Annotated in this window: 26 protein-coding genes and 1 pseudogene; 11 read left to right on the top strand and 16 right to left on the bottom strand. The window is 61.7% G+C overall.

Annotated features, from left to right (window positions below; genetic code table 11):
* Positions 1 to 175: 175 nt before the first annotated feature.
* The gene (locus ACN19L_RS03980) at positions 176 to 1,726 is read left to right on the top strand and encodes a hypothetical protein (protein ID WP_426492250.1); all 1,551 of its coding nucleotides are present in this window, start codon (positions 176 to 178) and stop codon (positions 1,724 to 1,726) included.
* Between the two features lie 59 nt (positions 1,727 to 1,785).
* Here the strand turns inward: ACN19L_RS03980 and ACN19L_RS03975 are convergent, their stop codons facing one another.
* Both ACN19L_RS03975 and ACN19L_RS03970 read right to left on the bottom strand, forming a co-directional pair.
* Entirely contained in the window at positions 1,786 to 3,027 is a 1,242-nt protein-coding gene (locus tag ACN19L_RS03975) for an NAD(P)/FAD-dependent oxidoreductase (RefSeq protein WP_426492249.1), read from the bottom strand.
* Between the two features lie 22 nt (positions 3,028 to 3,049).
* Complete coding sequence (locus tag ACN19L_RS03970) at positions 3,050 to 3,895, bottom strand: NAD(P)H-binding protein (RefSeq protein ID WP_426492248.1); 846 nt, start codon at positions 3,893 to 3,895, stop codon at positions 3,050 to 3,052.
* Between the two features lie 306 nt (positions 3,896 to 4,201).
* Between ACN19L_RS03970 and ACN19L_RS03965 the strand changes: the two genes are divergently transcribed.
* The 6 genes from ACN19L_RS03965 to arsB all read left to right on the top strand — a co-directional run bounded on the left by ACN19L_RS03965 (position 4,202) and on the right by arsB (position 8,595).
* Positions 4,202 to 5,083 carry an SDR family oxidoreductase gene (locus ACN19L_RS03965; RefSeq protein WP_426492247.1) on the top strand — a complete coding sequence of 294 codons (882 nt, stop codon included), beginning with the start codon at positions 4,202 to 4,204 and terminating at the stop codon, positions 5,081 to 5,083.
* A gap of 189 nt (positions 5,084 to 5,272) precedes the next feature.
* Positions 5,273 to 5,623 (top strand): ArsR/SmtB family transcription factor, encoded by a 351-nt coding sequence (locus ACN19L_RS03960; protein ID WP_426492246.1) that lies wholly within the window; start codon positions 5,273 to 5,275, stop codon positions 5,621 to 5,623.
* 30 nt (positions 5,624 to 5,653) lie between these two features.
* Positions 5,654 to 6,121, top strand: coding sequence for a DUF6428 family protein (locus ACN19L_RS03955; RefSeq protein ID WP_426492245.1), 468 nt, complete (start codon positions 5,654 to 5,656; stop codon positions 6,119 to 6,121).
* An 82-nt stretch (positions 6,122 to 6,203) separates the two neighbouring features.
* On the top strand, positions 6,204 to 6,977 hold the full coding sequence (locus ACN19L_RS03950) for a metallophosphoesterase family protein (RefSeq protein WP_426492244.1): 774 nt from the start codon (positions 6,204 to 6,206) through the stop codon (positions 6,975 to 6,977).
* 12 nt (positions 6,978 to 6,989) lie between these two features.
* Entirely contained in the window at positions 6,990 to 7,484 is a 495-nt protein-coding gene (locus ACN19L_RS03945; protein WP_426492243.1) for an N-acetyltransferase family protein, read from the top strand.
* A 16-nt stretch (positions 7,485 to 7,500) separates the two neighbouring features.
* Positions 7,501 to 8,595 (top strand): ACR3 family arsenite efflux transporter, encoded by a 1,095-nt coding sequence (arsB, locus tag ACN19L_RS03940; RefSeq protein ID WP_426492242.1) that lies wholly within the window; start codon positions 7,501 to 7,503, stop codon positions 8,593 to 8,595.
* A 120-nt stretch (positions 8,596 to 8,715) separates the two neighbouring features.
* Here arsB and ACN19L_RS03935 read toward each other — a convergent pair whose 3' ends face one another.
* The gene (locus tag ACN19L_RS03935; RefSeq protein ID WP_426492241.1) at positions 8,716 to 9,564 is read right to left on the bottom strand and encodes a LysM peptidoglycan-binding domain-containing protein; all 849 of its coding nucleotides are present in this window, start codon (positions 9,562 to 9,564) and stop codon (positions 8,716 to 8,718) included.
* 113 nt (positions 9,565 to 9,677) lie between these two features.
* On the bottom strand, positions 9,678 to 9,977 hold the full coding sequence (locus ACN19L_RS03930) for a hypothetical protein (RefSeq protein WP_426492240.1): 300 nt from the start codon (positions 9,975 to 9,977) through the stop codon (positions 9,678 to 9,680).
* Between the two features lie 99 nt (positions 9,978 to 10,076).
* On the opposite strand from ACN19L_RS03930, the gene ACN19L_RS03925 reads away from it, so the two are divergent.
* Positions 10,077 to 10,835, top strand: coding sequence for a glycosyltransferase family 2 protein (locus ACN19L_RS03925; protein WP_426492239.1), 759 nt, complete (start codon positions 10,077 to 10,079; stop codon positions 10,833 to 10,835).
* Between the two features lie 199 nt (positions 10,836 to 11,034).
* Here the strand turns inward: ACN19L_RS03925 and ACN19L_RS03920 are convergent, their stop codons facing one another.
* The 6 genes and pseudogenes from ACN19L_RS03920 to ACN19L_RS03895 form a co-directional block, all read right to left on the bottom strand.
* Positions 11,035 to 11,919, bottom strand: coding sequence for a hypothetical protein (locus ACN19L_RS03920; protein WP_426492238.1), 885 nt, complete (start codon positions 11,917 to 11,919; stop codon positions 11,035 to 11,037).
* 48 nt (positions 11,920 to 11,967) lie between these two features.
* Complete coding sequence (locus ACN19L_RS03915; RefSeq protein ID WP_426492237.1) at positions 11,968 to 13,251, bottom strand: metal-dependent hydrolase family protein; 1,284 nt, start codon at positions 13,249 to 13,251, stop codon at positions 11,968 to 11,970.
* A 29-nt stretch (positions 13,252 to 13,280) separates the two neighbouring features.
* Positions 13,281 to 13,868 (bottom strand): hypothetical protein, encoded by a 588-nt coding sequence (locus ACN19L_RS03910; protein ID WP_426492236.1) that lies wholly within the window; start codon positions 13,866 to 13,868, stop codon positions 13,281 to 13,283.
* A gap of 139 nt (positions 13,869 to 14,007) precedes the next feature.
* Positions 14,008 to 16,269, bottom strand: a complete 2,262-nt coding sequence (locus tag ACN19L_RS03905) for a S46 family peptidase (RefSeq protein ID WP_426492235.1) — start codon at positions 16,267 to 16,269, stop codon at positions 14,008 to 14,010.
* A gap of 382 nt (positions 16,270 to 16,651) precedes the next feature.
* Positions 16,652 to 16,750: pseudogene (locus ACN19L_RS03900) on the bottom strand (YkvA family protein); the annotation flags it as partial.
* Positions 16,751 to 17,066: 316 nt separating this feature from the next.
* Complete coding sequence (locus ACN19L_RS03895) at positions 17,067 to 17,630, bottom strand: YdcF family protein (protein WP_426492234.1); 564 nt, start codon at positions 17,628 to 17,630, stop codon at positions 17,067 to 17,069.
* Positions 17,631 to 17,762: 132 nt separating this feature from the next.
* Here ACN19L_RS03895 and ACN19L_RS03890 point away from each other — a divergent pair, with 132 nt between their 5' ends.
* Positions 17,763 to 18,293 (top strand): DinB family protein, encoded by a 531-nt coding sequence (locus tag ACN19L_RS03890; protein WP_426492233.1) that lies wholly within the window; start codon positions 17,763 to 17,765, stop codon positions 18,291 to 18,293.
* Between the two features lie 299 nt (positions 18,294 to 18,592).
* Positions 18,593 to 18,991, top strand: a complete 399-nt coding sequence (locus tag ACN19L_RS03885; RefSeq protein ID WP_426492232.1) for a VOC family protein — start codon at positions 18,593 to 18,595, stop codon at positions 18,989 to 18,991.
* Here ACN19L_RS03885 and ACN19L_RS03880 read toward each other — a convergent pair.
* The 4 genes from ACN19L_RS03880 to ACN19L_RS03865 form a co-directional block, all read right to left on the bottom strand.
* Positions 18,979 to 19,611, bottom strand: a complete 633-nt coding sequence (locus tag ACN19L_RS03880) for an AlbA family DNA-binding domain-containing protein (RefSeq protein ID WP_426492231.1) — start codon at positions 19,609 to 19,611, stop codon at positions 18,979 to 18,981. The two genes, ACN19L_RS03885 and ACN19L_RS03880, sit on opposite strands and share 13 nt — an antisense overlap.
* Before the next feature lie 70 nt (positions 19,612 to 19,681).
* A complete protein-coding gene (locus ACN19L_RS03875) occupies positions 19,682 to 20,557 on the bottom strand; it encodes an SDR family oxidoreductase (protein ID WP_125428346.1) in 876 nt (291 codons plus the stop codon).
* Positions 20,558 to 20,626: 69 nt separating this feature from the next.
* Positions 20,627 to 21,979, bottom strand: a complete 1,353-nt coding sequence (locus tag ACN19L_RS03870) for a leucine-rich repeat-containing protein kinase family protein (protein WP_426492230.1) — start codon at positions 21,977 to 21,979, stop codon at positions 20,627 to 20,629.
* Positions 21,980 to 22,161: 182 nt separating this feature from the next.
* On the bottom strand, positions 22,162 to 22,584 hold the full coding sequence (locus ACN19L_RS03865; RefSeq protein ID WP_426492229.1) for a DUF3127 domain-containing protein: 423 nt from the start codon (positions 22,582 to 22,584) through the stop codon (positions 22,162 to 22,164).
* Positions 22,585 to 22,732: 148 nt separating this feature from the next.
* Here ACN19L_RS03865 and ACN19L_RS03860 point away from each other — a divergent pair, with 148 nt between their 5' ends.
* Positions 22,733 to 23,707: an isoaspartyl peptidase/L-asparaginase family protein gene (locus ACN19L_RS03860; RefSeq protein WP_426492228.1), complete on the top strand. Its 975-nt coding sequence runs from the start codon at positions 22,733 to 22,735 to the stop codon at positions 23,705 to 23,707.
* 172 nt (positions 23,708 to 23,879) lie between these two features.
* On the opposite strand, the gene ACN19L_RS03855 is transcribed toward ACN19L_RS03860, so the two are convergent.
* Complete coding sequence (locus tag ACN19L_RS03855) at positions 23,880 to 24,818, bottom strand: cyanophycinase (protein ID WP_426492227.1); 939 nt, start codon at positions 24,816 to 24,818, stop codon at positions 23,880 to 23,882.
* A 220-nt stretch (positions 24,819 to 25,038) separates the two neighbouring features.
* The gene (locus ACN19L_RS03850; protein WP_426492226.1) at positions 25,039 to 26,841 is read right to left on the bottom strand and encodes a M1 family metallopeptidase; all 1,803 of its coding nucleotides are present in this window, start codon (positions 26,839 to 26,841) and stop codon (positions 25,039 to 25,041) included.
* Positions 26,842 to 26,961 lie beyond the last annotated feature (120 nt).

Raw genomic sequence — 26,961 nt, 5'->3', positions numbered from 1 at the left:
CGGCGTCAGTATGGCGGACGGGTGTGCTGTAGAAGGCAGTGAGGGAATAGGAATAAGCAGATGGATATAGGCTGATAACAAGAATTTACACGCTGATTTTTGGACCAGCCCACTGGGGTGAGCGTAAAAAGGGAAGTAAACTGTTCTTCCACCTTAAATCCCACCACCCCCAGAAATGGAAAATGAACAAAAGAATCAGGCGCAGTCTTCTTCCACCTCCGGTACTCCCACTACCGGCATGAGCACCGCCAGCGGCTCGATGAATACCCAGAATACCCCTGCTGCAACCCCTGCCAAAAACACACCCTCTACGCCCACCAGCGGAGGGGTATCCAGCCAGTCGTTGGCCGCCTCTGAGATGAGCGCCGGTCAGGGCGGACTAGGCTCCAGCTCCACTCAGGCTAACAAGCCGGCCAGCCCCGCCAGCCTGAAGCCGGAAGCCAAAAAAACTTCCTCGGCCACTGCCAAATCCACGACGGCCAAAACCGGCAGTACCAGCCCGACGGCCAAGAAAACTACCGCTTCAGCTTCTTCCAGTTCTTCCCCCACCCAAAAAACGAAAAGCAAGATGAATCAGTCAGAAAATCAGAACCAGCATAATAATCAGTACGGCAGCTCTAACCCGATGCAGAGCGGCCAACAGGATCGAAACGACGGTATGGACTACGGTACCTCGGGCCGCCAGGACAGCATGAACCACGATAATTACGGCCAGGGATACGGCAGCCAGGGCGGTTACGGCCAGAATTATGGTCAGGGCGGCTACGGCAACCAGTACCGCGGCAATGACCACAACTACGGCAGCAACCAAGGCAATTACAATAGCTACAACAGCCGCAACGACTACTCTTCGTCGCAGGACAACTACGGCCGCTCGGGGCAGGATGATTGGAGCAACTCAAGCCGCAACAGCTATGGCAGCAACTACGGCAGCCACGAAAATGATAACCGGGGCGGCTGGATGAACCCGGGTAACCGCCAAAGCAACTCCCAGAACCGCTACGGCAATCAGAATGACCAGCGCGGCTATACCAGCAACTCGCGCGGCAACCAGTGGGGCCAGGAAGAACAGCGTTGGGGCGGCAGCAATAATATGCCCAACGATTCGCGCAGAGATAACAACGATATGGGCTATGGCCGTCATGACTATGACTCCCGCTCGGGCCAGGGCTACTCGGACAACTCATACAACTCGGGGCGCATGAACTCGCGCCAGAACGACAGCTACGGCTCCCCGGACTACGGCCGCAACAGCAACCAGGGCCGTTACGACCAAGACAACCGCTCGTCGTGGTCGGGCGGCAACCAGCGGCAGAACGAATACCGTTCCGGCCAGCAAAGCCGCCACAACCAGGATAGCTACAACCAGGACCGGTACAACCGCATGGGCGGGGGGCGCAACGATTACGACCAGAGCAACTACGGTCAGAACAGCTACGGCCAGGGCAACTTCGGCGACAATCAGCGGGGCCGCAGCAGCTACGACCAGGACCGGAACAACGGCAACAGTAACCGGAATTCTTCCTCGTACAACGATGAGTATTCATCGAACCGCGGCGACTCCATGCGCAGCAGCTATGGTAATCAGGACCGGGACAACAACCGGGGCCGCGGCTACGGCCAGTCGGGCCAGAGCGGCTACCGCAACCAGGACGACGACAACAGCTACGGCAACGCATCGAGCCGCTACAACCGCCGCAACGATGCTGACGATGACCAGTATTAGGCTAATATAGTCCGATAACTCTTGAAAAAGGCCCCGCAGCATTAGCTGCGGGGCCTTTTTCAGGATTGGGCCATAGCCTGCCCGGCCAGGAAGCCGGTGGTCCAGGCCGCCTGGAAATTAAAGCCGCCGGTAATACCGTCAATATCCAGCACCTCACCCGCAAAGTGCAGCCCCGGCACCAGCCGGCTTTCCAGGGTGCGCATGTTCACTTCCGATAGCGTGATGCCGCCGCAGGTGACGAATTCATCCTTGTAAGTGGTTTTGCCCTGTACGGGCAGGGAAGTGCGCAGCAGGGCTTCAATCAGGCGGTTTTGCAGCTTGAGCGGCAGGTCCAGCCAGCGCATTTCGGCCGGAATATTCGCCTGCTCGGCCAAGGTGCGCCACAGCCGTTGGGGCAGTCCGAACAACGGGTTGCCCGCCACCTGCTTTTTGCCGTGCAGCTCCCGGTACGTGAGCAGATGCTGCCGCAGCGTGTCCTCGGTAAACTCCGGAATCCAGTTGATCAGGGCGGTGCTCTGGTACTGCAGCTCGTGCAGGCGGCGGGCTCCCCAGGCCGAGAGCTTAAGTACCGCCGGTCCGCTCACGCCCCAGTGCGTTACCAGCACCGGGCCTTCGTATTCCAGCTTTTCGCCGGCTACCCGCACCCGGGCGTGGGGCACGCTCACGCCGGGCAGCTCACGCAGTGGAGAGTTGGGTACGTTGAAGGTGAACAGGCTGGGAACCGGCTCCTGCACCGTGTGCCCCAGCTGCCGCAGCCACGCGTACTGCTCCGATTTGGGCGCGCCGCCCGTGGCAATCAGGATTCGGGCGGCGGGCAGGGTTTGGGCGTGCGCTCCGGTAAGAGTGAGGTGAAAGCCTCCAGTGGGCAGCGGCTGAATCTGCTCGGCGGTGGTGTGGGTCAGGATTTCGACTCCGGCCCGGCGGGCGGCCTCCAGCAGGCACTGGGCAATGGTTTCCGAAGAATCGGTGGTGGGAAACATGCGGCCGTCGGACTCGGTTTTGAGCCGCACGCCCCGGCTGGCAAACCAGCGCACCGTGTCCAGGGCCCCGAACTGCTTGAAGGGCTCCTTCAGCTGCCGGGCTCCGCGGGGGTAGTGCTGCACCAGCTGCGCGGCGGTATCGGCGGCGTGGGTCACGTTGCAGCGCCCTCCGCCCGAAATCCGCACTTTGCTCAGCAGCTTGCCGGTTTTCTCTAACAGTAGCACCCGCAGGGCCGGGTTGGCTTCGGCGCAGGCAATAGCCCCAAAAAAACCGGCGGCCCCGCCGCCCAGCACTACTACCGTGTTTTGCTCCGTATTCACTCCGGCAAAGATACGGCTCCCGCTAGCAGAACGCCAGGGCCGCTACCACATCATCGTGCCGGAACTGGTAGCCGGTCATTTCCCGAATCAGGGACGCGTCAATTTGCTTGCCGCTGGTGGTTTCTTCCTGAAAAGTGGGCGGCTGCAGGCCCAGGCGGGTAGCGGCTTCCGTGTAGAAGGTGCGCCGGGAAGGATGAGTGGCGGCGCTGGCATTGAAGGTATAGCCCCACAGCTGCTTTTCCAGAATGCACTGCAGCAGCCCAATACTATCCTGCAGATGAATCATGTTCACGGGAGCTTCGCCGTGGGCTACCCCGGCGCGACCCGCCAGAAACCGGCCCGGAGAGCGGCCCGGCCCCATCAGGCCGGCCAGCCGCACAACCGTGTGCCGGCCCGATTGTACCAGGGCCTCGGCCCGCAGCATCGGCTGCGGAGCTAGGTCGTCGGCTACGGCATCCGGCTCCCGCATCAGCCGCGGCTCATCGGGATACACGCCGGTGGAGCTGACCAGCAGAATGTGCTGGACGCCGGCCGCTTCGGCGGCTTCTGTTACCTGGCTGAGCAGGGCCGGATAGGCCTCGGGGCTGCCGGCGGCCCGGCTGGGGGGTACGTTGAGCACCAGTACCTCCACCCCGCGCAGCAGGGCCCGGAGCGTATCGGCATCGGTGGGGGAGAGCGTGGGGGAAAGCCGCAGCAGATACGGCCGGATGCCGGCGTCGCGCAGGGTGAGTAACTGGCCGGGCGTGGTGGTGGAGCCGTGCACGGAGTAGCCCGCCGCCACCAGGGCGCGGGCCAGGGGCAGACCCAGCCAGCCGCAGCCCAATACGGCTACGGTGGGCAGGGCGACGGATGGCGTGGAGTCGGTCATGCGGGGTAAAGGTGGCAAAAAATCTTTCCCGGGCAAGACGAGCCCGGCCGGAATCCGGAAACTGTTACCTTGCGCCCAAAGCAGTATGCAAGCATACTAGTTACGGCCTCGCCCGACCGTCTGTACCCCGCGTTTCCCGTCGATTTTGCAGCCCGCGTACGGATCTTGCGGACCGATGAGGGCGGGCAGAACAAGGCAGCCGGATAGTGGCCGAGGGCACCGTTACCCGCATAATCGGTTTATTTGAACCCCGGCCGTAGTCAACAACCCCGAATTCTGATTTCCCACTTCAACCTTTCTCACCCTATGTCTTTCGCGCATCCTTACGCCCAGCCCATGCTCCGCGACAACGCCCTGCAGGGCAAAACCATTGTGGTAACCGGCGGCGGCACCGGCCTGGGCCGGGCTATGACTACCTATTTCCTGCAACTGGGGGCCAACGTGGTTATCAGCTCCCGCAAGCTGGAGGTGCTGGAAAAAACGGCCGCTGAATTGCGCGAGCAAACCGGCAACCCCAACGTGCTGGCCGTGCAGTGCGACGTACGCAAATACGATGAGGTAGAGAAGCTGCTACAGCAAACCATTGACACTTACGGCGCGGTGGACGTGCTGCTGAACAATGCCGCCGGCAACTTCATCAGCCCCACGGAGCGCCTGAGCCACAAAGCCTTCGATGTGATTGTGGACATCGTACTGAAAGGCTCCTATAACTGCACATTGGCCTTCGGGAAGCGCTGGATTGCCGACAAACGGCCCGGTACCATCCTCAGCATCGTGACGACGTACGCCTCGGTGGGCTCGGCGTTTGTGGTGCCCTCGGCGGCAGCCAAGGCCGGCGTGCTGGCCATGACCCGCTCCCTGGCCGTGGAGTGGGCCAAGTACGGCATCCGCGCCAACGCCATTGCCCCCGGTCCGTTCCCCACGGAAGGTGCCTGGAGCCGCCTGTTCCCCGAGCCGCTGGCTTCCAAGCTCGACCCCGCCGCCAACGTGCCGCTCAAGCGCGTGGGCAACCACCAGGAACTGGCCAACCTGGCCGCCTACATGGTATCCGATTTCTCGGCCTACATGAACGGAGAAGTGGTAACCCTGGACGGCGGCGAGTGGCTGAACGGGGCCGGCGAATTCAACAAGCTGGAGCTGCTGACTCCCGAAATGTGGGACCAGATTGAGAAAACCATGCGCCGCTAACCAACACGCTGGCCCGGTAGATAATCGGCAAAGCCCGCTTATTGGTTTGCTTTTGAAAGCCCCTCAAGCCATACCGTATCTGCGGCGTGGTTTGCGGGGCTTTTCCATGCGTTGAAAAAATAAATACAGCATGACGTAAACATACGTCATAATATGTCGTATGTTTACGTCATAGTTCGCGCTACCCCCATGACTTACGCCAAAATTTCCGCTTTTACAGAGCAGCAGCAACAGCTGGCCCGCGCGGCCAAGGCCCTAGCTCACCCGGCCCGGATAGCCATCATTCAGTTGCTGGCCAGTAAACAAACCTGCATTTCCGGGGATATTGCCGCCGAGCTGCCCCTGTCCCGGACCACCGTTTCCCAGCATTTGCAGGAGCTGAAAACTATGGACCTGATTCGGGGGGAGATTGACGGGCTTACGGTGTGCTACTGCCTTAACACGGAGTTGCTGCGGCAGGTGCAGCAGCACTTCACGGCTTTTTTTGCGGAGGCCACCAGTAACCCGGTCTGCGGGCCCGATGAGGCCTGCGGCTGCTAATGGTTTCACCACTTTTTTTCTTGCTTTACCATGAAAATATCCGAAATGAAGCAGGCCCTGGCCGGGCTTACGGCCGTCAACTTTCGTCTGCCCACGGGAGAGTATCTGCCCGCGCACTTCCACGTAACGGAAGTTGGGCTGGTTAGCAAGCACTTCATCGACTGCGGGGGCGTGGAGCGGCGGGAAACGGTGGCCAACTTCCAGCTCTGGGAAGCGGGTGACTACGACCACCGGCTGGCCCCGCAGAAATTCCTACACATCCTGCGCCTGTCGGAGAAAATTCTGGGTTCGGAAGACCTCGACATTGAGGTAGAGTACCAGCAGGCAACCATCGGCAAATTCGGTCTGGCCTTCGAGGACGGGGACTTTGTGCTGACGCCCAAACAAACGGCCTGCCTGGCCCAGGATGCCTGCGGTATTCCCGCTGCCCAGTCGTTTGCGTTGCCCCAGCTGAAGGTAGCGGGTGCCGCCTGCACGCCGGGCGGCGGGTGCTGCTAGGTTCAGGTCTAATTGCTGCGGCCAGTCCGGGGTGCGCCCTGCTGGCTGCTCTGCCTGAGTTCACTTTTTGCTTTTCCCTCCGATGACAATTGCCTTCTTCTCCGACGTGCACGGCAACTTGCCGGCTCTGGAGGCGGTGCTGGCCGATATGGAGCAGCGCCGGCCCGACCTGATTTTCTGCCTGGGCGACCTGGTAGGCTATGCGCCCTGGCCCAACGAAGTAGTGAATGAAGTGCGCCGCCGGGGCATCTCTACCCTGGCCGGCAACTACGACCAGGGCATCGGGCTGGCCAGCAGCAACTGCGGCTGCGCCTACAAAACCGATACCGAGCAGGACCTGGGTGCCCAGAGCATTGCCTACACCAACCACGTGGTGGGCGAGGCGGAGCGGCGCTACCTGCGCCTGCTGCCCAAGCACCTGCGCCTGGAGTTTCAGGAGGAGCCCTGCACGCTGAGCCTGCTGATGGTGCACGGCTCGCCCCGCAAAATCAACGAATACCTGTTTGAAGACCGGCCCGAAGCCAGCTTCCGGCGGGTGCTGGAAGACGCCCACGCCGACGTGCTGCTGTTTGGGCACACGCATAAGCCCTACCACCGCACCTTTGCCTACGAGGTGAACGGTGAAACCCGTTACCGCCACGCCCTGAACATCGGCTCGGTGGGTAAGCCCAAGGACGGCGACCCGCGGGCCGCCTATCAGCTGCTGCACCTGGATGAAAACACGACCCTCACCGACGCCCGCAGCCTGCGCCCGGAGCTGGTGCGGGTGGCATACGACGTGGAAAAAGCCGCCCGGGCCGTGGAAAACTCGCCGCTGCCAAACGAGTACGCTGATATGCTGCGTAAAGCCTATTAACCTGCTGTCTATATGCTGATTACACCAATGACGGCCGCCCACTGGCCGGCCGTGAAGGCTATTTACGAAGCGGGCATTGCTACCGGCAACGCCACGTTTGAAACGCAGGCTCCGGCCTGGGACGCCTGGGACAAAGCCCACCTGGGCCACAGCCGGCTGGTAGCGGTGGACGCGGCCGGTGCGGTGCTCGGCTGGGCGGCACTGTCGCCGGTATCAAGCCGCTGCGTGTACGGTGGTGTGGCCGAGCTCAGCATTTACGTGGGGACCGAAGCGCGGGGGCAGGGCGTGGGGCGGCAGCTGTTGCAGGCCCTGATTGCGGACTCAGAAGCTCATGGTATCTGGACGCTGCAGGCCGGTACGTTTGCGGAAAATACGGCCAGTATTGGCCTGCACACGCAGGCGGGTTTCCGCGTTGTGGGGTACCGTGAGCGGATTGGCCGGCACCACGGCGTGTGGCGCAACACCGTGCAGCTGGAGCGGCGCAGTCCCAGCATCGGCACTGCCTGAACCCACCGGCCTTTTCATGTCAACTGTGAACCAACCAACTCCTACCGCCCCGACCCCGGCCGCCCTGGCGGAAAAAAAGCTCTCGGGCCTGGACCGGGGCCTCACGCTCTGGATTTTTCTGGCAATGGCCCTGGGCGTAGGCCTGGGCTATTTTGTGCCGGGCATCAACGCGGCCGTGAACTACTTCTCAGTAGGCACCGTGAACGTACCGCTGGCCCTGGGCCTGATGGTGATGATGTATCCGCCGCTGGCCCGGGTGAAGTATGAGGAGCTGCCCCGGGTTTTCAACAATACGCGCATCATTGGCCTCTCGCTGATACTGAACTGGGTGGTGGGGCCGCTGCTGATGTTTGGGCTGGCCATCTGGCTGCTGCCCGATAAGCCGGCGTACATGACGGGGCTTATCCTCATCGGCATTGCCCGCTGCATTGCCATGGTGCTGGTCTGGAACGATCTGGCCGATGGCTCCCGGGAATACGCCGCCGGACTGGTGGCCCTCAACTCGCTCTTTCAGGTGCTGTTTTACCCGGTGCTGGCCTGGCTGTTTATTACGGTGCTACCGCCTTATTTCGGGCTGAAAGGCTACGCGGTGAATATTGGCATTGGCGATATTGCCGGGAGCGTATTGCTGTATCTGGGCGTTCCGTTTGCGGCCGGTTTCCTGTCCCGCGTCGTGCTGCGCCGTCGCAAAGGCAGCGCGTGGTACGACGCGGTTTTCCTGCCGGCCATCAGCCCGCTTACGCTGGGGGCGCTGCTGCTGACCATTGTGGTGATGTTCAGCCTCAAGGGCGACACCATTGTGCGCATTCCGCTGGATGTGCTGCGCATTGCCCTGCCGCTGGCCCTGTACTTCGGCGTAATGTTTCTGCTCAGCTTTGCCGCCGGCAAGTGGCTGGGGGCAGAGTATGCCGAGAATGCCTCCATTGCCTTCACGGCTACCGGCAACAACTTTGAGCTGGCTATTGCCGTGGCCATCGGTGTATTCGGGCTGAACTCCGGCCAGGCCTTTGCCGGGGTTATCGGCCCCCTGATTGAAGTGCCCGCCCTCATTGCGCTGGTAAACCTGGCCTTCTGGCTGCGGCGACGCTGGTACGGCCAGCCGGCGGTGTAGCCGAGGGCGGCTAAAAGTCGCCGGGTTTTACAGACAAATAGCACCGCTGCCAGATAGCAAGCGGTGCTATTTGTCTGTAAAACCCATAAAATCCGCAGTATAATCCGCGTCAATCCGTGATTAGAATTTATAGCCTTTGAAGTCCTTGGTGAACTCCTGGGCCGGGATGGGCTGGTTAACCACTACGTCGGAAAACTCGAATTTCTCGAATAACCCCTTGTCGTCGTGCACCTGCACTACCAGCGGCAGAAACAGCTTCTGATCCACGCACATAATGGTGCGGCGGCCGTAGCCGTTGGGTACCTGCACGGTTTTACCCGCCGCCACCACGTCGCCCGGCGACAGATTATTGCGCTCCAGAATACGGTACTCCCCGCACCCGAACTTGTCGGCAATGGTCGTTACGCTCTCGTTTTTGGTGGGCTTATAGCTCACGTACTGGAACTGCGGGAAATCGGAGCGGAGAATGTAGGCGGGGCGGCCCTGCACGGTGGTGTCGCCGGCGTAGCGGAAGGTTTTCTCGAAGCTTCGGTCGAGGCGCTGGGCGGAGCCGTGCAGCATTTCGGCAATGGTGCCGTAGCCGGCATCCAGGGTGCTGTGGTGCTGATTTTTGCGCATTACCGAGCCGTTGGGGTCGAGGCTGAGCGTGACGTAGGGGAAGCTGTTGGGATACACCCAGGCGTCGCCGTTGTTCTGGCCCGTTACGTACAGAATTTCAATACCCTTCTGGTTGCGCATGTAGACCTTATACGGCCCGAAGCTGATTTTCATGAGTGTGCGCGCCTGCTGAATTCCGCCCGGAATCCGCTCCTGGGCGCGCACGTTGCAGCGCAGCGTTTTCAGGCTCTGAATAGAGGTGCTCAGCCGGGAAATAAGCTGTTCGGTAGTCAGTTTGGGCTCGGGAGAAATGGCCGCGACGGTAGTCAGGCCAAGGAAAGCCGCGGCGAGAAGCCGGTAATAGCGAATCATGTAACGGGTAAGGAAGAGGTGATGCCGGGGAAGATAGGGGAAAACGCCGGACCCGCAGGATTGTGGCGCGTCGGCACAGAACCGATAAGCCGCAAAGCCAGTATCGTGCCTGATTAGTTCAGACTGATGGCGGGAAAACGGCTGGCTTTGCTATCAAAGATGAATAATTCAGCTACCTCAATACCCAGCAGAAACCGGAACAGCGGAAACTGTTCTACAATGGCTTGGACAGCCTCGGCACTTTGCCCGTTCATGGTAACCCAGCCGCGCGTACGGTCGGCACTAATAGCGTAGGATTCAATGATATCCTCTTCGATAAGGCGGTTGATGAAGGCCCGGTGGCGCGGAATGAGGGCCATGAAGGGTTCCTCAAATATATCGGGCAGGCGCAGGGTTACTACAAATTTGGCCATAAGGAAAGCGGCTTTCCTGTCCTAACGGACGCGGCCCCCGCAGGGTTGAGACCCAAGCTCAGCCGTAACTTTTTCGGGGTCGAAGCAGAATAGGAAGGCATGCACTTCACTGTTATTACCCCGACCCACAACCGCCGCGACTATCTGCCGGAGGCCGTAGCCAGCGTGCGCGCCAGCGTATCGGCTCCGCTGGACTTTTCGTTTGAGCACCTGATTTGTGAAAACGCCAGCACCGACGGCACCGCCCAGTGGCTGCGCGAAGCGGCTCCGGAAGCCGGCCCTACGCTGCGCGTACGCACCCAGGCTACCCTGCTCAAAGCCGGCCCCGCCCGCAACCTGCTCATCCGGGAAGATGCGCCCGCCGATACCTGGATTGTGCCCCTCGACGACGACGACGTATTACTCCAGCGCGCCCTCTACCACTACGCCCGCGAGATTGAGCAGGCTCCCGGTCGGCCCTGGCTGGTAGCCGATTTCCTGCGCGTAGACCAGGACCGCCGCTACCTGCCCAACGAGGATTACTACGCCTGGCGCTTCGACTCAGTGGACGACATGCTGCGCGCCATCTTCCGGGCCGAACACTTCATTCAGGGCAACGTGTGCTACAGCCGGGAGCTGTTCGAGGCCGTGGGCGGCTACGATGAGGACATCGAAATGGCCGAAGACCTGGACCTGTACGTGCGGTTTCTGCTGGCCGGCCATCTGCCTGTCATCTGCCCCCACATCAGCCACCTGCACCGCTTCCACACCAGCAACGTGAGCATCGGGATAGATGCCGACAAGCACGCCCAGGACTTGCGCGTCATCTACGACAAGTACGCCGCGCAGCTGCAGGCGCGAGGAATTGAGCGGCCGTAACCAGCATTTTTATCCGATACTTCGCGGATTAGGCGCATAACGCATGCGGAGTGATACCGTTGAGTAACACCAGGCCCAAGGGCAACCACATAGGGGCTGCCCTTGGGCTTTGCTCAACCAATGAAAAGCGCTTTGCCGCACTTCGCACTGCACTGGCCACAAGGCGTAGCAGTGGAGGCAATGGAGTATGCCGTGGGCGTTACTCGCTGGATTTTTGCTTCGTCTGGTGCTGACTGATCTTGTCCCAGGCTTTTTTGGTAAGAATGATGAGCTGTTGCTTGGGTACGTCGAAAATGGAGACAAAGTCTTTACTCATCACGTAGAGCTGAGAAGTGGGTACTACTTCCTTGTAGAGCAGCACAGTACAAATATCGGTGAGCGTGATGTAGGGGTGGGCCGCTAAGTGCGTGTGCATCGTGCCTTTAATTGTTTCTCCGCCCGCTTTGGGCGGCACCGGGATGTAGGAGTTATGCAGCTTTTCCGCCCGCAGTAGCTGCCCCTCTGGACTGAAGGTGAGCAGATAGTCGTTGCCAATGGGGAGCAGAGCTTCACTCTCGGGGCCAGTGAGGATGTAGGCCCGAATTTCGGTGCCCTTATCCAGCAGGGCCACATTGAGGTTGGTGCCCGCCGGCAGTTTGTAGGGCTCACCTAATTTTTTGTGGGAAACCATTTCCTGCATAGCCTGCCGGCGGATTGCAAAGAGGCGTTGCTCAGTACGCGTGGCCTCCCGACCAGCAAAGACCCGCCCCGTCGCGAGGCTGATTGAGTCGCCGGGAAAGTCGTAGCCGTATAGCACCCGCAGCGGCGCACCAGCAGGATCTTTGCGGAAAAAGACGCACCGTACCGAATCAGCCCCAACCGCGTAAGAAACATAGCCGCCCACCTGATTCAAGTCGGCTCCGCTGGCCCGCAGCAAATCGGTGCCTAGCCAGGAAGCCCGATCTGAACGGTATAAGTCCAGGCCTTCCCGGAGAATTTCGCTGCTGGCTTGATCAATTTTATCGCGAGACTGGGCCTGTGCGGCCGAGCTACAGCCACCAATAATACCTGCTAAGAAGACAGTTTTGGGGATACGGAACTGCATAAAGATGAAATAAAGAGCGCCAAAGGAGAAGGCAAGTTAAAGCATGATTCAGGGGCTGACTACCGCCCCGCCCTTCACCACCAGCCGCACTTGCCGCAGGGCTTTGATGTCTTGGGTGGGGTCGCCGGGTACGGCCACGAGGTCGGCGAGGAGGCCAGGCTGGAGGCGGCCCCGGTCGGGAAGCTGGAACAGGCGGGCGTTGGTGGCGGTGAGGCCGCGCAGCACCTGGAGCGGGCTGAGGCCGAAATTCTGGACCAGCTGCTCGGCTTCGCGGAGGTTGTCGCCGTGCTGGAACACGCCCACGTCGCCGCCCACGGCCAGCTCCACGCCGCTTTGCAGGGCCAGGCGCATGCTTTCCCGCTTCTGGCGGATGCGCTCCGGCTCGGGCGTGGTGCCGGGCTGCCAACCCCGGTAGCGGGACACGGCGTCGCCGGCGGCCACGGTGGGACACAGTGCCACGCCGCGCTGCTTCATCAGCCGGAATACTTCCAGGGTACCCCCGTCGCCGTGCTCAATGGTTTGCACGCCGGCCAGCGTGGCCCGGCGCATACCTTCGGGCGTGCTGGCGTGGGCCACCACGGGCCGGCCGGCGCTACGGGCGGTTTGCACAATCAGGTTTAGCTCGTCCTGGGAAAACGTGGGGCGGCTGGGCTCGTTGGCTCCCCAGCGGTAGTCGGCGTACACTTTAATAATGTCGGCGCCCTTGCCAATCTGCTCCCGCACGGCCCGGATGACGCCGTCCACGCCATCGGCTTCCTGGGCACCCTGGGGCACCTCTATATCCACCGAAAGTTTGGGGCCGTAGCTGCCGGTGGCCACCAACGCGCGGGTGGCTACCAGCAGGCGCGGCCCCGGAATCAGGCCCTGCTCAATGGCTTGCTTCAGGCCCACATCGGCGTAGCCTGCGCCTTCCGAGCCCAGGTCGCGGGCGGTGGTGAAGCCGGCTTCCAGCGTCTGGCGGGCGTGCACCGTGGCCCGGGCCACCCGCAGCGCTTCCGATTCCAGCAGCACCTGGTCGTTCCAGGGCGTTTCGTTGTAGGGGTGCAGCAGCAGGTGGCTGTGGCCCTCAATGAGGCCCGGCAGCAGCGTGAGGCCCGGTAGCTCCAGGGTGCGCGCCCCGGCCGGGGCCTGGAGCTGGGCGGCGGGCCCCACGGCTTTAATCTTGTTGCCCTCCGTGAGCACCACCCAGCCCGGGTGCAGGGTTTCGCCATCGAACACGGCCGCCGGACGCAGGAGCAGGGCCGGTGGAGGAGCCGTTTGAGCAAAGCCGGTGAATGAACTGGTGAATGAGCCGGTCAGTAGCAGCCAGCAAAAAGAAAAAGGACGTGGCACAGAGAGAGGTAACAGAAATGATGCGAGGGTTACTTTCGTAGGGTATAGGATAAGCCTACACCGGCCTCCCAGATAAACAAGCGCCGACCATCAAACCGATAATCCGCATCTTCTACCGGAGCATTGTGCGACAATATGCGCGGATGGAATAGAAGCTCCAGGTTAAAGCGGCTCCCTCGTACTCGTTGGTACGTGAGCCCCGACCATAGTCCAAGGCCCGCCCGTAGTTCATCGGACCATTCACGAGCCCCCACCAGATACAAACCGGCACTCGGACCCAAAACGGCTTCCACACGCGGGCCAACCTGTATGCGGCCTCCCATAAATCCATACAGCGAATAGAAGTAATTATGATACTGCGTTATGGTGCGCCCACCAACGCCCATGAAACCAGGAATGAAGTCCTGATACTGCTGCCGGTTCCGGCCCGCCACAAAGCCCAAGCCACTCGTTAGAAATCGGCCAACCGGCAGAGTGGCTGCCACGCCGACGGCTGGCGCGCCGGTAAAGGAGTTTTCGCCTACCCGGGCATACCCTCCCGTAACCAGCAGCTTTTGACCTGCCGCCGATAGCGCCGGTAATGTGAGCAGGAGAGAAACGACGGCATACTTCTGCATACGATTCGGGAACAAAAGATAGAAATTGCTCGACTTCCTCGGGTGTTACCGCACGCGCTGCTGTTTTGAGGTATAGAGAAACGCCCGCCGGAAGATACATTTCCGGCGGGCGTTTCTCTATACCTCAAAACAGCGTTGGCTACGCTTTTTCCTTGGCGGGCTTGCGCTTCATTTTGATCTTCTCCGGCTTCTGGCCGTTGCCGGCAGGGGTGGCATCGGCAGCACCGCCCACCAGAGTCATTTCCTTCACCAGGTGGCCGGCCCCGGCGAATTTATCCACCACGAACAGCATGTAGCGCACATCGAGGGTGATGTTGCGCACCCGGTCAGGGTCGAACATGATGTCGGACATGGTGCCTTCCCAGTTCCGGTCGAAGTTGGTGCCAATCAGCTCCCCGCGGCCGTTGATGACGGGCGAGCCACTGTTGCCGCCTGTCGTGTGGTTGGTGGCAATGAAGGCCACCGGCACCGTGCCTTTGTAGGCGTAGGGGCCGAAATCCTTGTTGCGGTACAGCTCGGCGAGGCGGGCGGGCACTTCAAACTCGGGGTTGGTGGGGTCGGCCTTCTCCATGATGCCGTCGAGGGTGGTGTAGAAGTCGTACTTCGTACCGTCGGCGGGCTGGTAACCGGCTACCTGGCCGTAGGCGAGGCGCAGGGTGGAGTTGGCATCGGGGTAGAACTTGCGCTCCGGCTGCTGCAGGCGCAGGCCAGCCACGTAGGTGCGCTGGAGCAGGGCAATCTGGTCGGTGGCGGCGGTGTAAGTGGGCAGGATGGCTGTGCGGTAGTTGTTGATGATGGCCGAAGCCAGCTGTACGGCGGGGTCCTGGCGCAGCGCCTCGGCCTTGCCCTGGGCCACCTCATCCAGTACCGCCAACGCCGACTCCTGCGACGTGAGGCGGGACTTGCTGAACAGCTGGGCGGCGTAGGCGTTCCAGCCGCCCTGGGCGGCGTATTGCTTCTGCAGGTTGCTCACGTAAGCGGGCAGCAGGCGGGCCGGGGTGCCGGCAGCGTACAGGGGCAGCAGCTGGGCCGCTACTTTCTGGTCGGTGGGGGCGTTGTAGTTGCGGAAGAAGCCGGGGGTGCCTTTCTTGGCTTTGTCTACGGCGGCGGCCAGCTCGGCGGCGGGGGCCTTCTTATCCACCAGCTCCAGCAAGGGCAGCAGGCTGTTGGCGTAGGTCACCAGCTCCACACCCAAAGCGGCCTCGGTCACGTAGTCGCGGGCCAGGGTGTAGTCGCGGGCGGTGGCGTAGTTGCGCTGCAAATCGGGCAGCAGGGTGGCGAAAGTGGCCCGGCGGGCTTCGTCGCCGCTTTCCGCCCATTTCTGGAACTCTACTTCCTGCTGCTGCTTCACGCGCACGGCGTCTAGCTTTTTCAGCCCACGCACTTCGCCAATCCACTTTTTCCAGTAGTTGGCAATGCTGGCGTACTTGGCCGCGTACTGAATCCGCACCTTGTCGGAGGCCTTCATATCGGCATCCAGTACCTTCAGCCTGGCTTCCCGAATACGGATTTTGGCCGGGTCGGAAAGAGCGTAGGTTTCTTCCACGCCCCAGCTGGTGAGGTACTCGTTGGTGCGGCCGGGGAAGCCGAATACCATCGTAAAGTCGCCGGGCTGCACGCCCTGCAGGGAAATGGGGAGGTGGTGGCGGGGCTTGAAGGGCTTGTTGTCGGGGGAGTAGGGGGCGGGCTTGTTGTCGGGGCCGGCGTAGATGCGGAAGATGCTGAAGTCGCCGGTGTGGCGGGGCCAGGCCCAGTTATCCGTGTCGCCGCCGAATTTGCCGATGCTGCTCGGGGGCGCGCCCACCAGGCGGATATCCTGGAATACTTCCGTCACGAACAGGTAATACTCGTTGCCGTTGAACATGGGCCGCACGAACGCCTGGTATCCTGTTCCCTGCACGGCAGCCTGACCCACGCGCTGGGAGTTGGCTTGCACCAGTTTCTCCCGGTCGGCCTCGGTGATGCCCGTGGTGGGTACGCCGGCCAGCACCTGGCTGGTCACGTCCTCCATGCGCACAATGAAGGTGGCCGTGAGGCCGGGGTTGGGCAGCTCCTGGCTGCGGTCCATGGCCCAGTAGCCTTTCGTCAGGTAGTCATTCTCCACGGAGGAATGGCTCTGAATCTGGCCGTAGCCGCAGTGGTGGTTGGTGAGCAGCAGGCCCTGGTCGGAGATAATCTCGCCGGTACAGCCGCCGCCAAACTGCACAATGGCATCTTTGAGGCTGCCCTGGTTGATGGAGTAAATTTGCTCAGCGGTGAGCTTGAGGCCTTTTTTCTGCATGTCGGCCTCGTTGAGCTGCTTCAGTAGCAGCGGCAGCCACATGCCCTCATCGGCGCGGGCCGCGGGCAGGGCCGAAAGCAGGGTGAGGGCCAGCAGCGCCAGCCGGATACGAATCGTCATTCTGAGGATGAAAGGGGGTGGAGGTGGTCGGAAAGACGCAAAAGTACGGCTTCGGCTGCTTGCAAACGGGTTTCTCGCAGGGTTTCGCAGGGCGAGGCGCGGTGTCTCGCAGGGCCGTTCAACGCAAAACGCCCGACCATCAATGGGCCGGGCGCTGCAAACGGAATCATCCACGAAATCCGTGGAATTCGCTCCAAATCCGTGTAATCAGTGATTAGGAGTGGCCCAGCTCAGCCACGGCGGGCGTGTTCTGGGCGTTGGTGTTGGAGGCTTTCAGGTTGCGGGAAGCGGCCGGAATATCGTCGGTTTCCTGGGTGGCGTTAGTGGATTCCCACTCCCGGAAGCGGGCAATTTCGCCCTGAAACTTATCCACGAACCAGCTCAGCAAGGCCAGATCATCCAGGAAGCCTACCACCGGAATAAAATCGGGCACCAGATCCACCGGCGACAACACGTACAGCAGCACGCCCAGAGCCGATACGATGGTGCCGGTTTCAATCTGCCGGTACTCGCCGCTGATGTAGTTGCGCACCAGCCGGATAACGGTAGCCCCGATGTCAAACAGTTGCTTGAACTTATTGTCGCCGCTGTCCTTGCTGGCCAGCTTGTTGGCTACTTCGTTGAGCACCATCACCACCTTGAAGGGGCGGCCCAGCAACTTGCCGGCGCGGTTCAGAAATACGCTGAACAGGGCGTTTTTGGAAATAGAGAGGCCTTTTTCGGTAATCGAAGACATGAGGAAATGTTGAGGTTGTGTGCTGCGTGTACGGCCCCGGCGGCCCGGGCGTTACAGCTTGTCAGCGCAGCCATGCCGCATACAGCGCAGGAACCTCCCGCAGCAGCGCGTACCCGTCGCGCACTTCCACGTACCGGGCCGCTGACCCCGAAACTTCCGCAACTCCCTGCTGCCGCAACAGCAATTTGGTGCGGCTCAAGTGGAAAAACTGCGACACAACCACTGCCGATTTCCACTGTTGCGTCCGGGCCAGCTGAGCGAAATTGCGGGCCGTAGCCAAGGTGTTGTCGCCTTGATTATCGGTGTAAATAGCCGTATTGGGCACGCCTTGCTGCAGCAGGTAGCGGCGCATTGCAGTTCCCTCAAAATGACCCTCCTTGCCCAAGCCGCCGCTGACGAAAATACGCGGACTCACGCCGTCCCGATACAAACGCAACGCCTCATCCAGGCGGGCTTTCAGGTGGGGCGAAAGGCTGCCGTCCGGGTTTACTGTGTTGCCGGGCACTACCAGGCAGTCGGTCGGCCGGGCCTTGTCGGTGAGGGCGTCGAGGGTGATGCCAGCGGCGTGTAAGGCCAGTAGCATCAGCAGCCCACCGGCTAGTCGACGCCAAACGAGAAGACGCATGTAGTGAACGTATAAGAATGCTGAATGACCTTATATAGACCGAAGTGTTCCGGCAGGCCGCACCCAGCCCAGCACGCGGTCCGTGCACCGGCCGCTTCCCGAAGTTATCCGGATTCCGCTACATTCGCCGGCATGAGCCAGTACCACACCCTACCTGCCGCCACCGAGTACGCCCCGTACTATCATACCTACGTGAAGCTGATTCCGGGCGACCCGCTGGACGCGCTGCGCCAGCAACCCCGGGAGCTGCGCCAGCTGCTGGCCGGCCTCACCGAGGAGCAGGGCACGTTCCGCTACGCGCCGGGTAAATGGAGCATCAAGGAAAATCTGGTGCACATGCTCGACACGGAGCGCATCTTCGCTTACCGCGCCCTGCGCATCGGGCGGGGTGACACCACGCCGCTCCCAGGCTTTGAGCAGGACGACTACGTGCCTGTTTCCGGGGCGGATGCCCGTTCCTTCACCGATATCCTGGCGGAGTACGATGCGGTGCGGGCGGCTACGCTGAGCCTGCTGGAGTCGTTTACGGCCGAAGCCGTGAGCCGCCAGGGTACGGCCAGCGGGCAGCCGGTGAGCGTGCGGGCGTTGGCCTACATTCTGCCCGGCCACGAAGCGCACCATCTTACCCTGCTGCGGGAGCGGTACCTGCCGGTACTGTACTAATCCGGTGCGCGCACAACACCCGTAATTAGTGGCACGTTAAATCCCTTCCGATTCACTCTTCATCCCACACTACGCATCATGGCAAAAGCACAGGACGCCCGCAAAGAGAAAAAGAAAGAACCCGCGAAGTCTGCTAAAGAGAAAAAAGCAGCTAAAGAGGAAAAGAAGGCCACAAAGGCTCGTCAGCAGGACTAAGTATCAGGAGGCTCGTCTGTAAAGGCGAGCCTCTTTATTCAATTGGATGTGATACTTCCACAAGTTCAGCATGAATATTTCAGAGTTTTCAGAAGCGGCCTGATATGCCTCAGCGTGTTGCTCTCGTTACCCTGGTGGTGGCCGACTATGACGAAGCCATCCGCTTTTACACGGAAAAACTGGGGTTTACGCTGCTGGAAGACACGCAGTTGAGCCCTGAAAAGCGCTGGGTACGGGTGGTGCCGCCCGGCACCGGTGGCGCAGAGCTGCTGCTGGCTAAGGCGGCCACGCCCGCCCAGCAGGCTGCCGTGGGCAACCAGACCGGCGGCCGCGTGGCCCTTTTTCTCTACACCGATAACCTCGCCCGGGACCACGCCCGCCTGCTGGCAGAGGGCGTGCGCATTGTGCGGCCCCCGCTGGTAGAGCCTTATGGTACCGTGCTGATATTCTCCGATTTATACGGCAACCTCTGGGATTTGCTGGAGCCCGCTCACAGCGTATAGTACACTTCCTTCTGCTTGTCGTGGTGTTTGATGTAGCCGTGTAGGGTGAGCTTAATGAGCGTGCGGTAAGCCCGGCGCTGCCCAATGTTGAGCAGCTTCATGTACTGCGGCAGCGTAATGCGCGGGTGCTCCCGCAGATACGCCAGCACCGCCAGCTCTTCCTTGTTCAACGGAATCCGTTCGAACTGCGAGGTGGCTGGCTCCTGGCGTTCCAGCACTTTCTCGGTGAGGGAGCTGGCCAGCACGCTCTCGTCGCGCACCCGCACGTAGGTTCGCCATTCATCGTCGCCAATTTGGGCGCGGTGGGGCTTTTCGGTGCTTTCCGGCACGGTTACGATGAGTACGGCCCGGCCGTTGTCGGCCTCTACCTCCTCAAACCGCAGCCGGATGGGCGGGTCGATGTAGTGCTGGGCGGCTTGCCGGAGCTGAAATAATTCCTCCTCCACGTCGCGCACTCCCAATATGCGGCCGTTATCATCCACCCCCACCAGCACCCGGCCCCCGTGCGTGTTGGCCAGCGACGACAGTGTGCGGGCAATGCGGGTAGGGTGGGTGGTGCGCTGCTTGAATTCCAGCCGCTCCCCTTCGCCCTGCCTGATCAGTTCCAGTAGCTCGGTCATAAGGATGTATGTGGTAATGGCGGGCAGGATGACTAAGCAAAAAAGGCTGCTTAAAAACGACTAACGCACGTCATTCCACCCCGGTTTCCTCGGCCGAGATGCGCCAGAGGCGGCTGGCTTCCTGGGCGCTGCTGGCCCGGCCGGAGCAGCGGGCCGGCTTGCAGTTGGCGAAATAGCGCCCGCTCTGGCTGGCGACTTCGGGCGAGGTGGCGAGGTACAAAGTGGTTTGTGCGCCGAGCTCCGGGGAGGTCATGGCGGGACGGGCCAGCCACCACAGGGCCTTCATCACGGCCGAGGTATCGGGGCGCATCAGGCCGGTGTCCACCAGGCCGGGGTGCAGGCAGTTGGCGGTGATGCCGGTAAGGTCGAGGCGGTGCGCTAGCTCCCGGGTAAACAGGATATTGGCCAGCTTGGAGTCGGCGTAAGCCGTGAGCCAGCTGTACTTATCAGGCGAGTTGCGCGCGTTCCGGTCGGGCTCAATCTCGCCCACCCAGTGCGCCACCGATGATACGGTAACCACCCGGGCCCGGCCGGCGGCGTCCAGCAGCGGCAGCAGCCGGTTGGTTAGCACGTAGGGGGCCAGGTGGTTGGTGGCCCAGCACAGCTCGTGGCCTTCCTCGGTCAGGGCAAAATGGCCCGGCATGATACCGGCGTTATTCACCAGAATATCCAGCTGCTCAAACTCCTGCTCCATCTCGTTGGCCAGCTGATGCACGTTGCGCAGCAACGATAAGTCGAAGCATTTCACATGCACCAACGCCTCGGGGCCGGCCGCCAGCTGAATGGCCTGCTGCGCCCGGGCCGCTTTGTCCGGGTCGCGGCCTACCAGTACCACGCGGGCCCCGCGGCGGGCCAGCTCCCGGGCCGTTACCAGCCCAATACCGCTGGTGGCCCCGGTTATGAGGGCAGTTTTTCCGGCCAGTGGCAGCACCGAAACGGTTGTCATGCAGAAAAATGAGAATGAGAGAGAAACAAAGGGCCACCGCAAAGTACCACCGCGCCGGCAATGTGCCACTTACAGACGTAGCCCCGGCCCGGAAGGTTGAGCGGCCTTTTCGGAAATCATAAGCCCTTGCAGCCCCTGGCTGACTTCCGCTAGTGACGGTCGGGCCGTGCCCAGGGGCTGCAGGCAGCGCTGCTGCCAGTACCGGAGTTGCTGAGCGGTAGTGTCGTTAGCTGTGGCTTCCGGGCAAAGGTCCAGCAGTTCTTCCAGCAGGCAGCCAAACGCCCGCGCCTCCAGCCGCTGCAGTGCGGCGGCAGCCGGCGAGGTCACGTCAAAAAAGCCCGCTGCCCCAAAGTCCCCCAGCAGGCAGCGCCCATCGGCGGCCACCAGAATATTGTGCGCGTACAGGTCGCCGTGCAGAATGCCGCGGCTGTGCAGGTGAGCAGCAGCAGCGGCAATGCCTTGGGCAATCCGCAGCACTGCCGCCAGCGTAAAGGCGGTGCCGGGCGCGTACACGTCGCGGGTGCAGGTGCTGAAGCTGGGCGGCCCGGCTAGGTTGCCGAATTCCGGGCTGATGAGCTCCAGTACCAGCCCCTCGGTGCCGGCCGGGTGGTCAGCCACCTTGCCCAGTACCGCAATCAGGTTCGGGTGGGCCCCGGCCCGGATGCAGGCTACCATCTCGCTGTGCGGCAGCCCGTCGCTGGTTACGGCTCCTTTGAACAGCTTGACCGCTACGGGCGTGTTCTGCCAGGTAGCCTGCGAAATGACGCCCGAAGCACCTTCGCCCAGCACGTGCTGCAGGGCAATTTCGCGCCAGCTGATTTCCCGGATGGGGGAGTGGGCCAGGGCGGCCGCTTCGGCCGGTTCCGCAAACGGGTTACCGGCGTAGGCCAGCCAGGTCAGCCGCGGTAAATGTAGCAGCCAATCGGGCAGCCCGGGCAGCTGGTTGGCCGAGAGGCGCAGCAGCTCCAGGTTGTGGCACTGGCCCAGCTCCGGCGGCAGCTCCCGCAGCTGGTTGCCGGCCAGCATCAACTTCTGCAGCTGTTGGCATTGACCAATTTCCGGCGGCAGCGCGGCCAGCTGGTTATCGGTCAGAATCAGCCAGCGCAGCCGCGGCGGCAGGGCCGCGCCGGGCAGGGTATGAATCTGGTTGGCCTTGAAGCCCACCATTTCCAAGGCCGGGCACTGACCCAGCACGGCGGGCACCTCAGTAAACTGATTTTCGGAGCAGAACAGAATCCGCAGCCGGCGCAGGCAGTGCAGGTCGGTGGGCAGCTCCCGCAGGGCATTACCCGTGAGGTTAAGAATTTCCAGCGTATCGGCCAGCGCAAAAATTTCCCGCGGAAATTCGGTCAGGCCTTCGCGCAGATCCAGCCGGGTAGCCCCGGCTAGCTCGCCGGCGCGGAGTTGTTGCAGCGTGTGCATGTAGTTTAGTTGTCAGGTACTCGTTGTCGGTTGCGAGTTATCCGTTGTCAGGTGCTGACAGGACGCCGACAACCAGCAATTAATATTTAAAAAAAAGCCGCTTCCGACGTACGGAAGCGGCTTTTAAGAGGCAAAATGGCCAAAGAGCTAACAGCTGGTAACCATCAGCTGGCAGCTAATGCTTAGAAAGGCAGGTCGTTGTCGTCGTCCGAAGCAATGGGAGCGGCCGAGGCGCGCAGGTTCGGGTTGGAGTTCTGAGCGGGAGCCGCTGCGCGGGGGGCAGCCTGCTGGTAACCACCACCCTGAGGGGCAGCAGCTCCGCCACCGGTGCCAGCCTCAATGCGCCAGGCCTCCAGGTTGGTGAAGTACAGCATCTGGCCGTTCTTGTTGAACCCACGGCCCCGCAGGTTGAAGGAAATCTTTACTTCGTCGCCGATTTTGTAGGAGTCGATAAGCGCGGTTTTATCCTGTACCAGCTGGAACTTGATATGCTCGGGATACTGGCCGTCTACGACCTCCAGCACGAACTCGCGCTTGCGGAATTTTTCGCTCACCTGCTGTTCGTCGAAAATTTCGTGCAGGCGGCCGGTAGCTTCGTAAGCCATAAGGTTGAATATGTTTGGGGAGTTGAAAACAGTAAACCAAACCTACGAAAAAAAACGCGGTTCGTTCCGGTCGCGTAAGGCCACTGCGGGCCCGTAGCCTGACTACCTTTACCTTGCGTTTTCGCCCACCCACCAACTTTTTTTACCCATGACTGCTCCCTTCGCTCTGGCCCTGCACGGCGGGGCCGGCACCATCTCGCCCGCCCTCATGACTCCCGAAAAAGAACACGCCTACCGCCTTGCCTTGCAAGCGGCGCTGGAAACCGGCTACGGCGTGCTCCGGCAGGGTGGGGCCGCGCTGGATGCCGTGGAGCAGGCCGTGCGCAGCCTCGAAGACTGCCCGCTGTTTAACGCCGGCCGGGGCGCGGTATTCACCCACGACGGCCACCACGAGATGGACGCCGCCATTATGGACGGCCGCAGCCGCGCAGCCGGAGCCGTGGCCGGTGCCCGCTCGGTGCAGAACCCCATCCGGGCGGCCCGGCTGGTCATGGAGCAAACCGAGCACGTATTGCTGGCCTGGCCCGGGGCCGATGAGCTGGCCCGGCTGCACGGCCTGCCTACTCAGCCTCAGGAATACTTTTTCACCCAGCAGCGCTACGACCAGCTCCAGGAAGCGCTGCAGGAAGGCCGCATGCGCCTCGACCATTCCGAAGCCCAATCTGCCGATACGGCTACCCCCACGCACGAAGACCCCAAAAAGAAAATGGGCACCGTGGGCGCCGTGGCCCTCGACCAGCACGGCAACCTGGCCGCCGCCACCAGCACCGGCGGCATGACCAACAAGCAATTCTCCCGCATCGGCGACTCACCCATCATCGGTAGCGGCACCTTCGCCGATAACCGCACCTGCGCCATCAGCTGTACCGGGCACGGCGAGTTTTTCCTGCGGGCGGTGGTGGCGCACGATATCAGCTGCCTGATGGAGTACCGGGGCCTGAGTCTGGCCGAGGCTTGCCGCGTAGTAGTGCACGATAAGCTGGCCCCGATAGGTGGTGAAGGCGGCCTGGTGGCCGTAGATGCGGCCGGTAACGTGGCCCTGCCTTTTAACTCCGAAGGCATGTACCGGGCCTGGCAAACTTCCTCCGACCACACGCCCGGAGTCGCCATTTATAAAGACTAAGCTGCTGATCCGCGCCAGTGGCCCCGGCCGCTTTTTAGGTGACTATATATATAAGGTATAGACGCCATGTTAAAGCAGTAGCAGTCTGAGTAGGTACTTACAGCATTTGGATAAAATAAAAACCCCTTATTCAGGCTGAATAAGGGGTTTTTATGCATTTGGTTAATCAAGCTTATCCGGCCGGGGCGGGGGCGTTGGCCGGTTTGCCGGCCGTGAGCCGCTCCGATTCGGCGGCCTGCTGGCGGAGCTTCAGGTCGGGGTAGAACTCGCGCTGAGTCACGTCGTAGAGGTTGCCCTTTACCAGTACGTGCAGCAGCATGTTTTCAATGGATATAGCCTCACCCTTTTTAGCGGCGGCGGCATTGTTGTGCTCCAGCTTATGCCCATCCATAATGATAACCAGATTGGAGCCGATGGTCTCCAGCTGGTTGCCCTCCGTGATGAGCACGCCCGTATCCTCGCCCAAGCCAATACCAATGAGCTTGGGGTGCAGGGCCACAGCCTCAATCAACCGGCCGAAGCGGCCCCGCTTTACAAAATGTGAGTCGATGACTACGTTATCCAGGAAGCCCAGGCCGCTACCCATTTTCACGGCTCCCTTCATCAGTGCATCGGGCACGCTGCCGCCCTTTATCATGGTCTTGGACATGGCTACGGCCCCGGCCGAAGTACCGGCAATGATGAAATTCGGCGTTTCGTGATACCGCTGCTTGAGCGTAGCCAGAAACTCCGTGTCCCCGAACATTTCGGTCAGGCGCGACTGGTTACCCCCCGAGAACATGACAATATCGGCCCGGCGCAGGCGCTCCACGTACTGGGGCTGCAGCGCGTCTTGGCGGGTGCGGATGTCCATAATGTTCACGTTGTTGCAGTTCAGCATCGTGAACGAGGACAAATACACGCGGGCTACTTCTTCCGGAATCATGGAGGCCGTGGTGATGACCTCAATCTGAGGGTCCTCCTTGCCTGACTCCAATACCACCCGTTTCAGAATACCCAGCTCAAAAAAATTGAGGTAGTACTTCTTTTTGGTGCGGGGGTTCGGGTAGGTGCCCTTGTCTTCATTGCCTCCAATGGCAATGAGCTTACCGAGCGGTTTGTGGTTTTTCAAGGCAGAAATCAACTAAAGCAAATGAAAGAAACAGCCGCCTCCGAGGAAAATCCGGCTTACTTACCGGGCTTTGCAAGCAAGCTTCGGGCCATCCGGCCAGCTGCACAGGTAAAAAAGTAACGTCGCCCCGCGTCGGAACAGGTGCGGGGCCACTATTTCCGGGCGAAAGTAACGCAATGCGCTTCACCGTCCACTCGGACTGCCCAGTTGCCGGAGCGGCTTAGTGCGGGGGCAGGCCTACCAGGGCATCCAGGGTGCTGGTGGTTACAGCGTGGTAGTTGGGGCGGGCCTGGGCATATACCTGCCGGGCCCGCTCGGGGCCGCCGGGGGTAGTCAGCAGTGCCCGATACAGGGGCGTAAGAAACTTGCGCCGCCCCACGTGCCGCAGAAACTGGTGTAAGGGCTCATCAGCCGGGGCGTAGCCTGCCGCAATGGTAAGCGGAAACCAGGCTGCCAGAATCTCCGAGTTGCCGGACCGGGTGAGGCCAAAGGCCGCATCCAGCTCGGCCAGTTGCTCGCGAGAAAGTGGGCGGGGCAGGTGCTGCAGGAAATGAACCCACTCGTGGCTGCTCCAGCTGCCTGTGGGGAGCTGAACGGCCGGGGTACCCCGTTGCCAGCTCTGCCCCGCAGCATCCACGGCCGCAAACCGCTCCGAGGAAACGGGCGGGGCTCCGGCCGGAATTCCGGGGCCATATATCCAGGCTTCCAGCGGCAGCCGCTGCTCCAAACCGGGGTGCCGGTCGAGCAGCTCCCGGCGCAGGTACTGCACAAACGAGGCCGTATCCATGCTCTGAAAACTATGCCGCGCGAAATACTCCTTTATAAAGGTGTCGAGGGCAGGGCGGCCCACCAGGCTTTCCAAAGTCAGGAGCAGGTAGTCGCCCTTCTCGTAAGCAATGTCGTTGAGGCCGTCGTCCGGGTCGCGGCCGGCCAGGTTGAGGTGCAGATGCGTATCGGGGCTATCAGGGCCGAGCGCCTGTAGAGTGTGGTGCAGGGAGGTGTGGCCCAGCACCTGGAGCATATCGGCGTAGGGCCGGCCGTAGAGCTGCTCCATAATGCGGCGCTCGAAGTACACGGTGAAGCCCTCGTTCAGCCAGAAGTCGTTCCAAGTGGCGTTGGTGACCAGGTTGCCGCTCCAGGAATGGGCCAGCTCGTGGGCCACCAGACTGGTCAGGCTCCGGTCACCGGCCAGAATGGTGGGCGTTACAAACGTCAACCGGGGATTTTCCATGCCCCCGAACGGGAAGGAAGGCGGGAGCACCAGCAAGTCGTACCGCTCCCAGCGGTAGGGGCCGTACAGGTCCTCGGCGGCGGCCACCATTTTCTCCAGGTCTTCAAACTCGCGGGCCGCTCCCGGTAACGTAACCGGCTCGGCGTACACGCCGGTGCGGGCGCTCAAGGCCCGGAACTGCACGTCGCCCACGGCCAGGGCCATGAGGTAGGCCGGAATGGGTTGGCGCATGTGAAACTGGTAACGGCCGCCCGGGTCGAGCTGCTGCGGGTTCTCGGCACTCATCAGGGCCAGCAGGTGCGGCGGTACCGTCACGCGGGCCTCGTAAGTGAAGCGCACCCCCGGCGAATCCTGGCATGGCAGCCAGGTGCGCGCCAGAATGGCCTGCGACTGGGTAAACAGGAATGGCTGCCGGCGGCCGGCCGTTTGCTCGGGGCTGAGCCATTGCAGCGCGGCTGCGTCAGGAGCCGTTCGGTAGCGGATGCACACGGCCGTGGTATCTGGGCGGAGGCTGATGCGCAGGGCCTGGCCCAGCACGGCATCGTCGGCCCCCAGTTCGAATTCGGCCGGGGCACCGTCGGGACCATCGAGCAGCACGGCTTCCAGGTGCAGACCGCGCACATCCAGCAGCAGGTGGGCGGCGGTGGGCGTGGGGCGGGTGAGTTGCCAGGTGGCGGAGCCGCGCAGCTGGCGCAGCTGAAAATCCACGGTCAGGTCGAGGGCGAGGTGGTGCACGCTCACCTCGGCGGGGCGGGCGTGGCTGTGCGGGTCGGCGGGCAGCTGATGGGGCATAAGCGGGAAAGGGCAGGAGAGGGGCCGGCGAGGCCCCGGGTAAGTGGCGGGGTAAAGGTAGCCAAAGCTGCAGCCCCCGTTTTACGACAAATCCGGCCCGGGCGGATAGAAAAGAGTCGG

The sequence above is a fragment of the Hymenobacter sp. 102 genome (assembly GCF_049949205.1).
Taxonomy (GTDB): Bacteria; Bacteroidota; Bacteroidia; order Cytophagales; family Hymenobacteraceae; genus Hymenobacter.
Note: the sequence above shows the minus strand (reverse complement) of the source record. Positions and strands in the feature narration are given on the sequence as shown.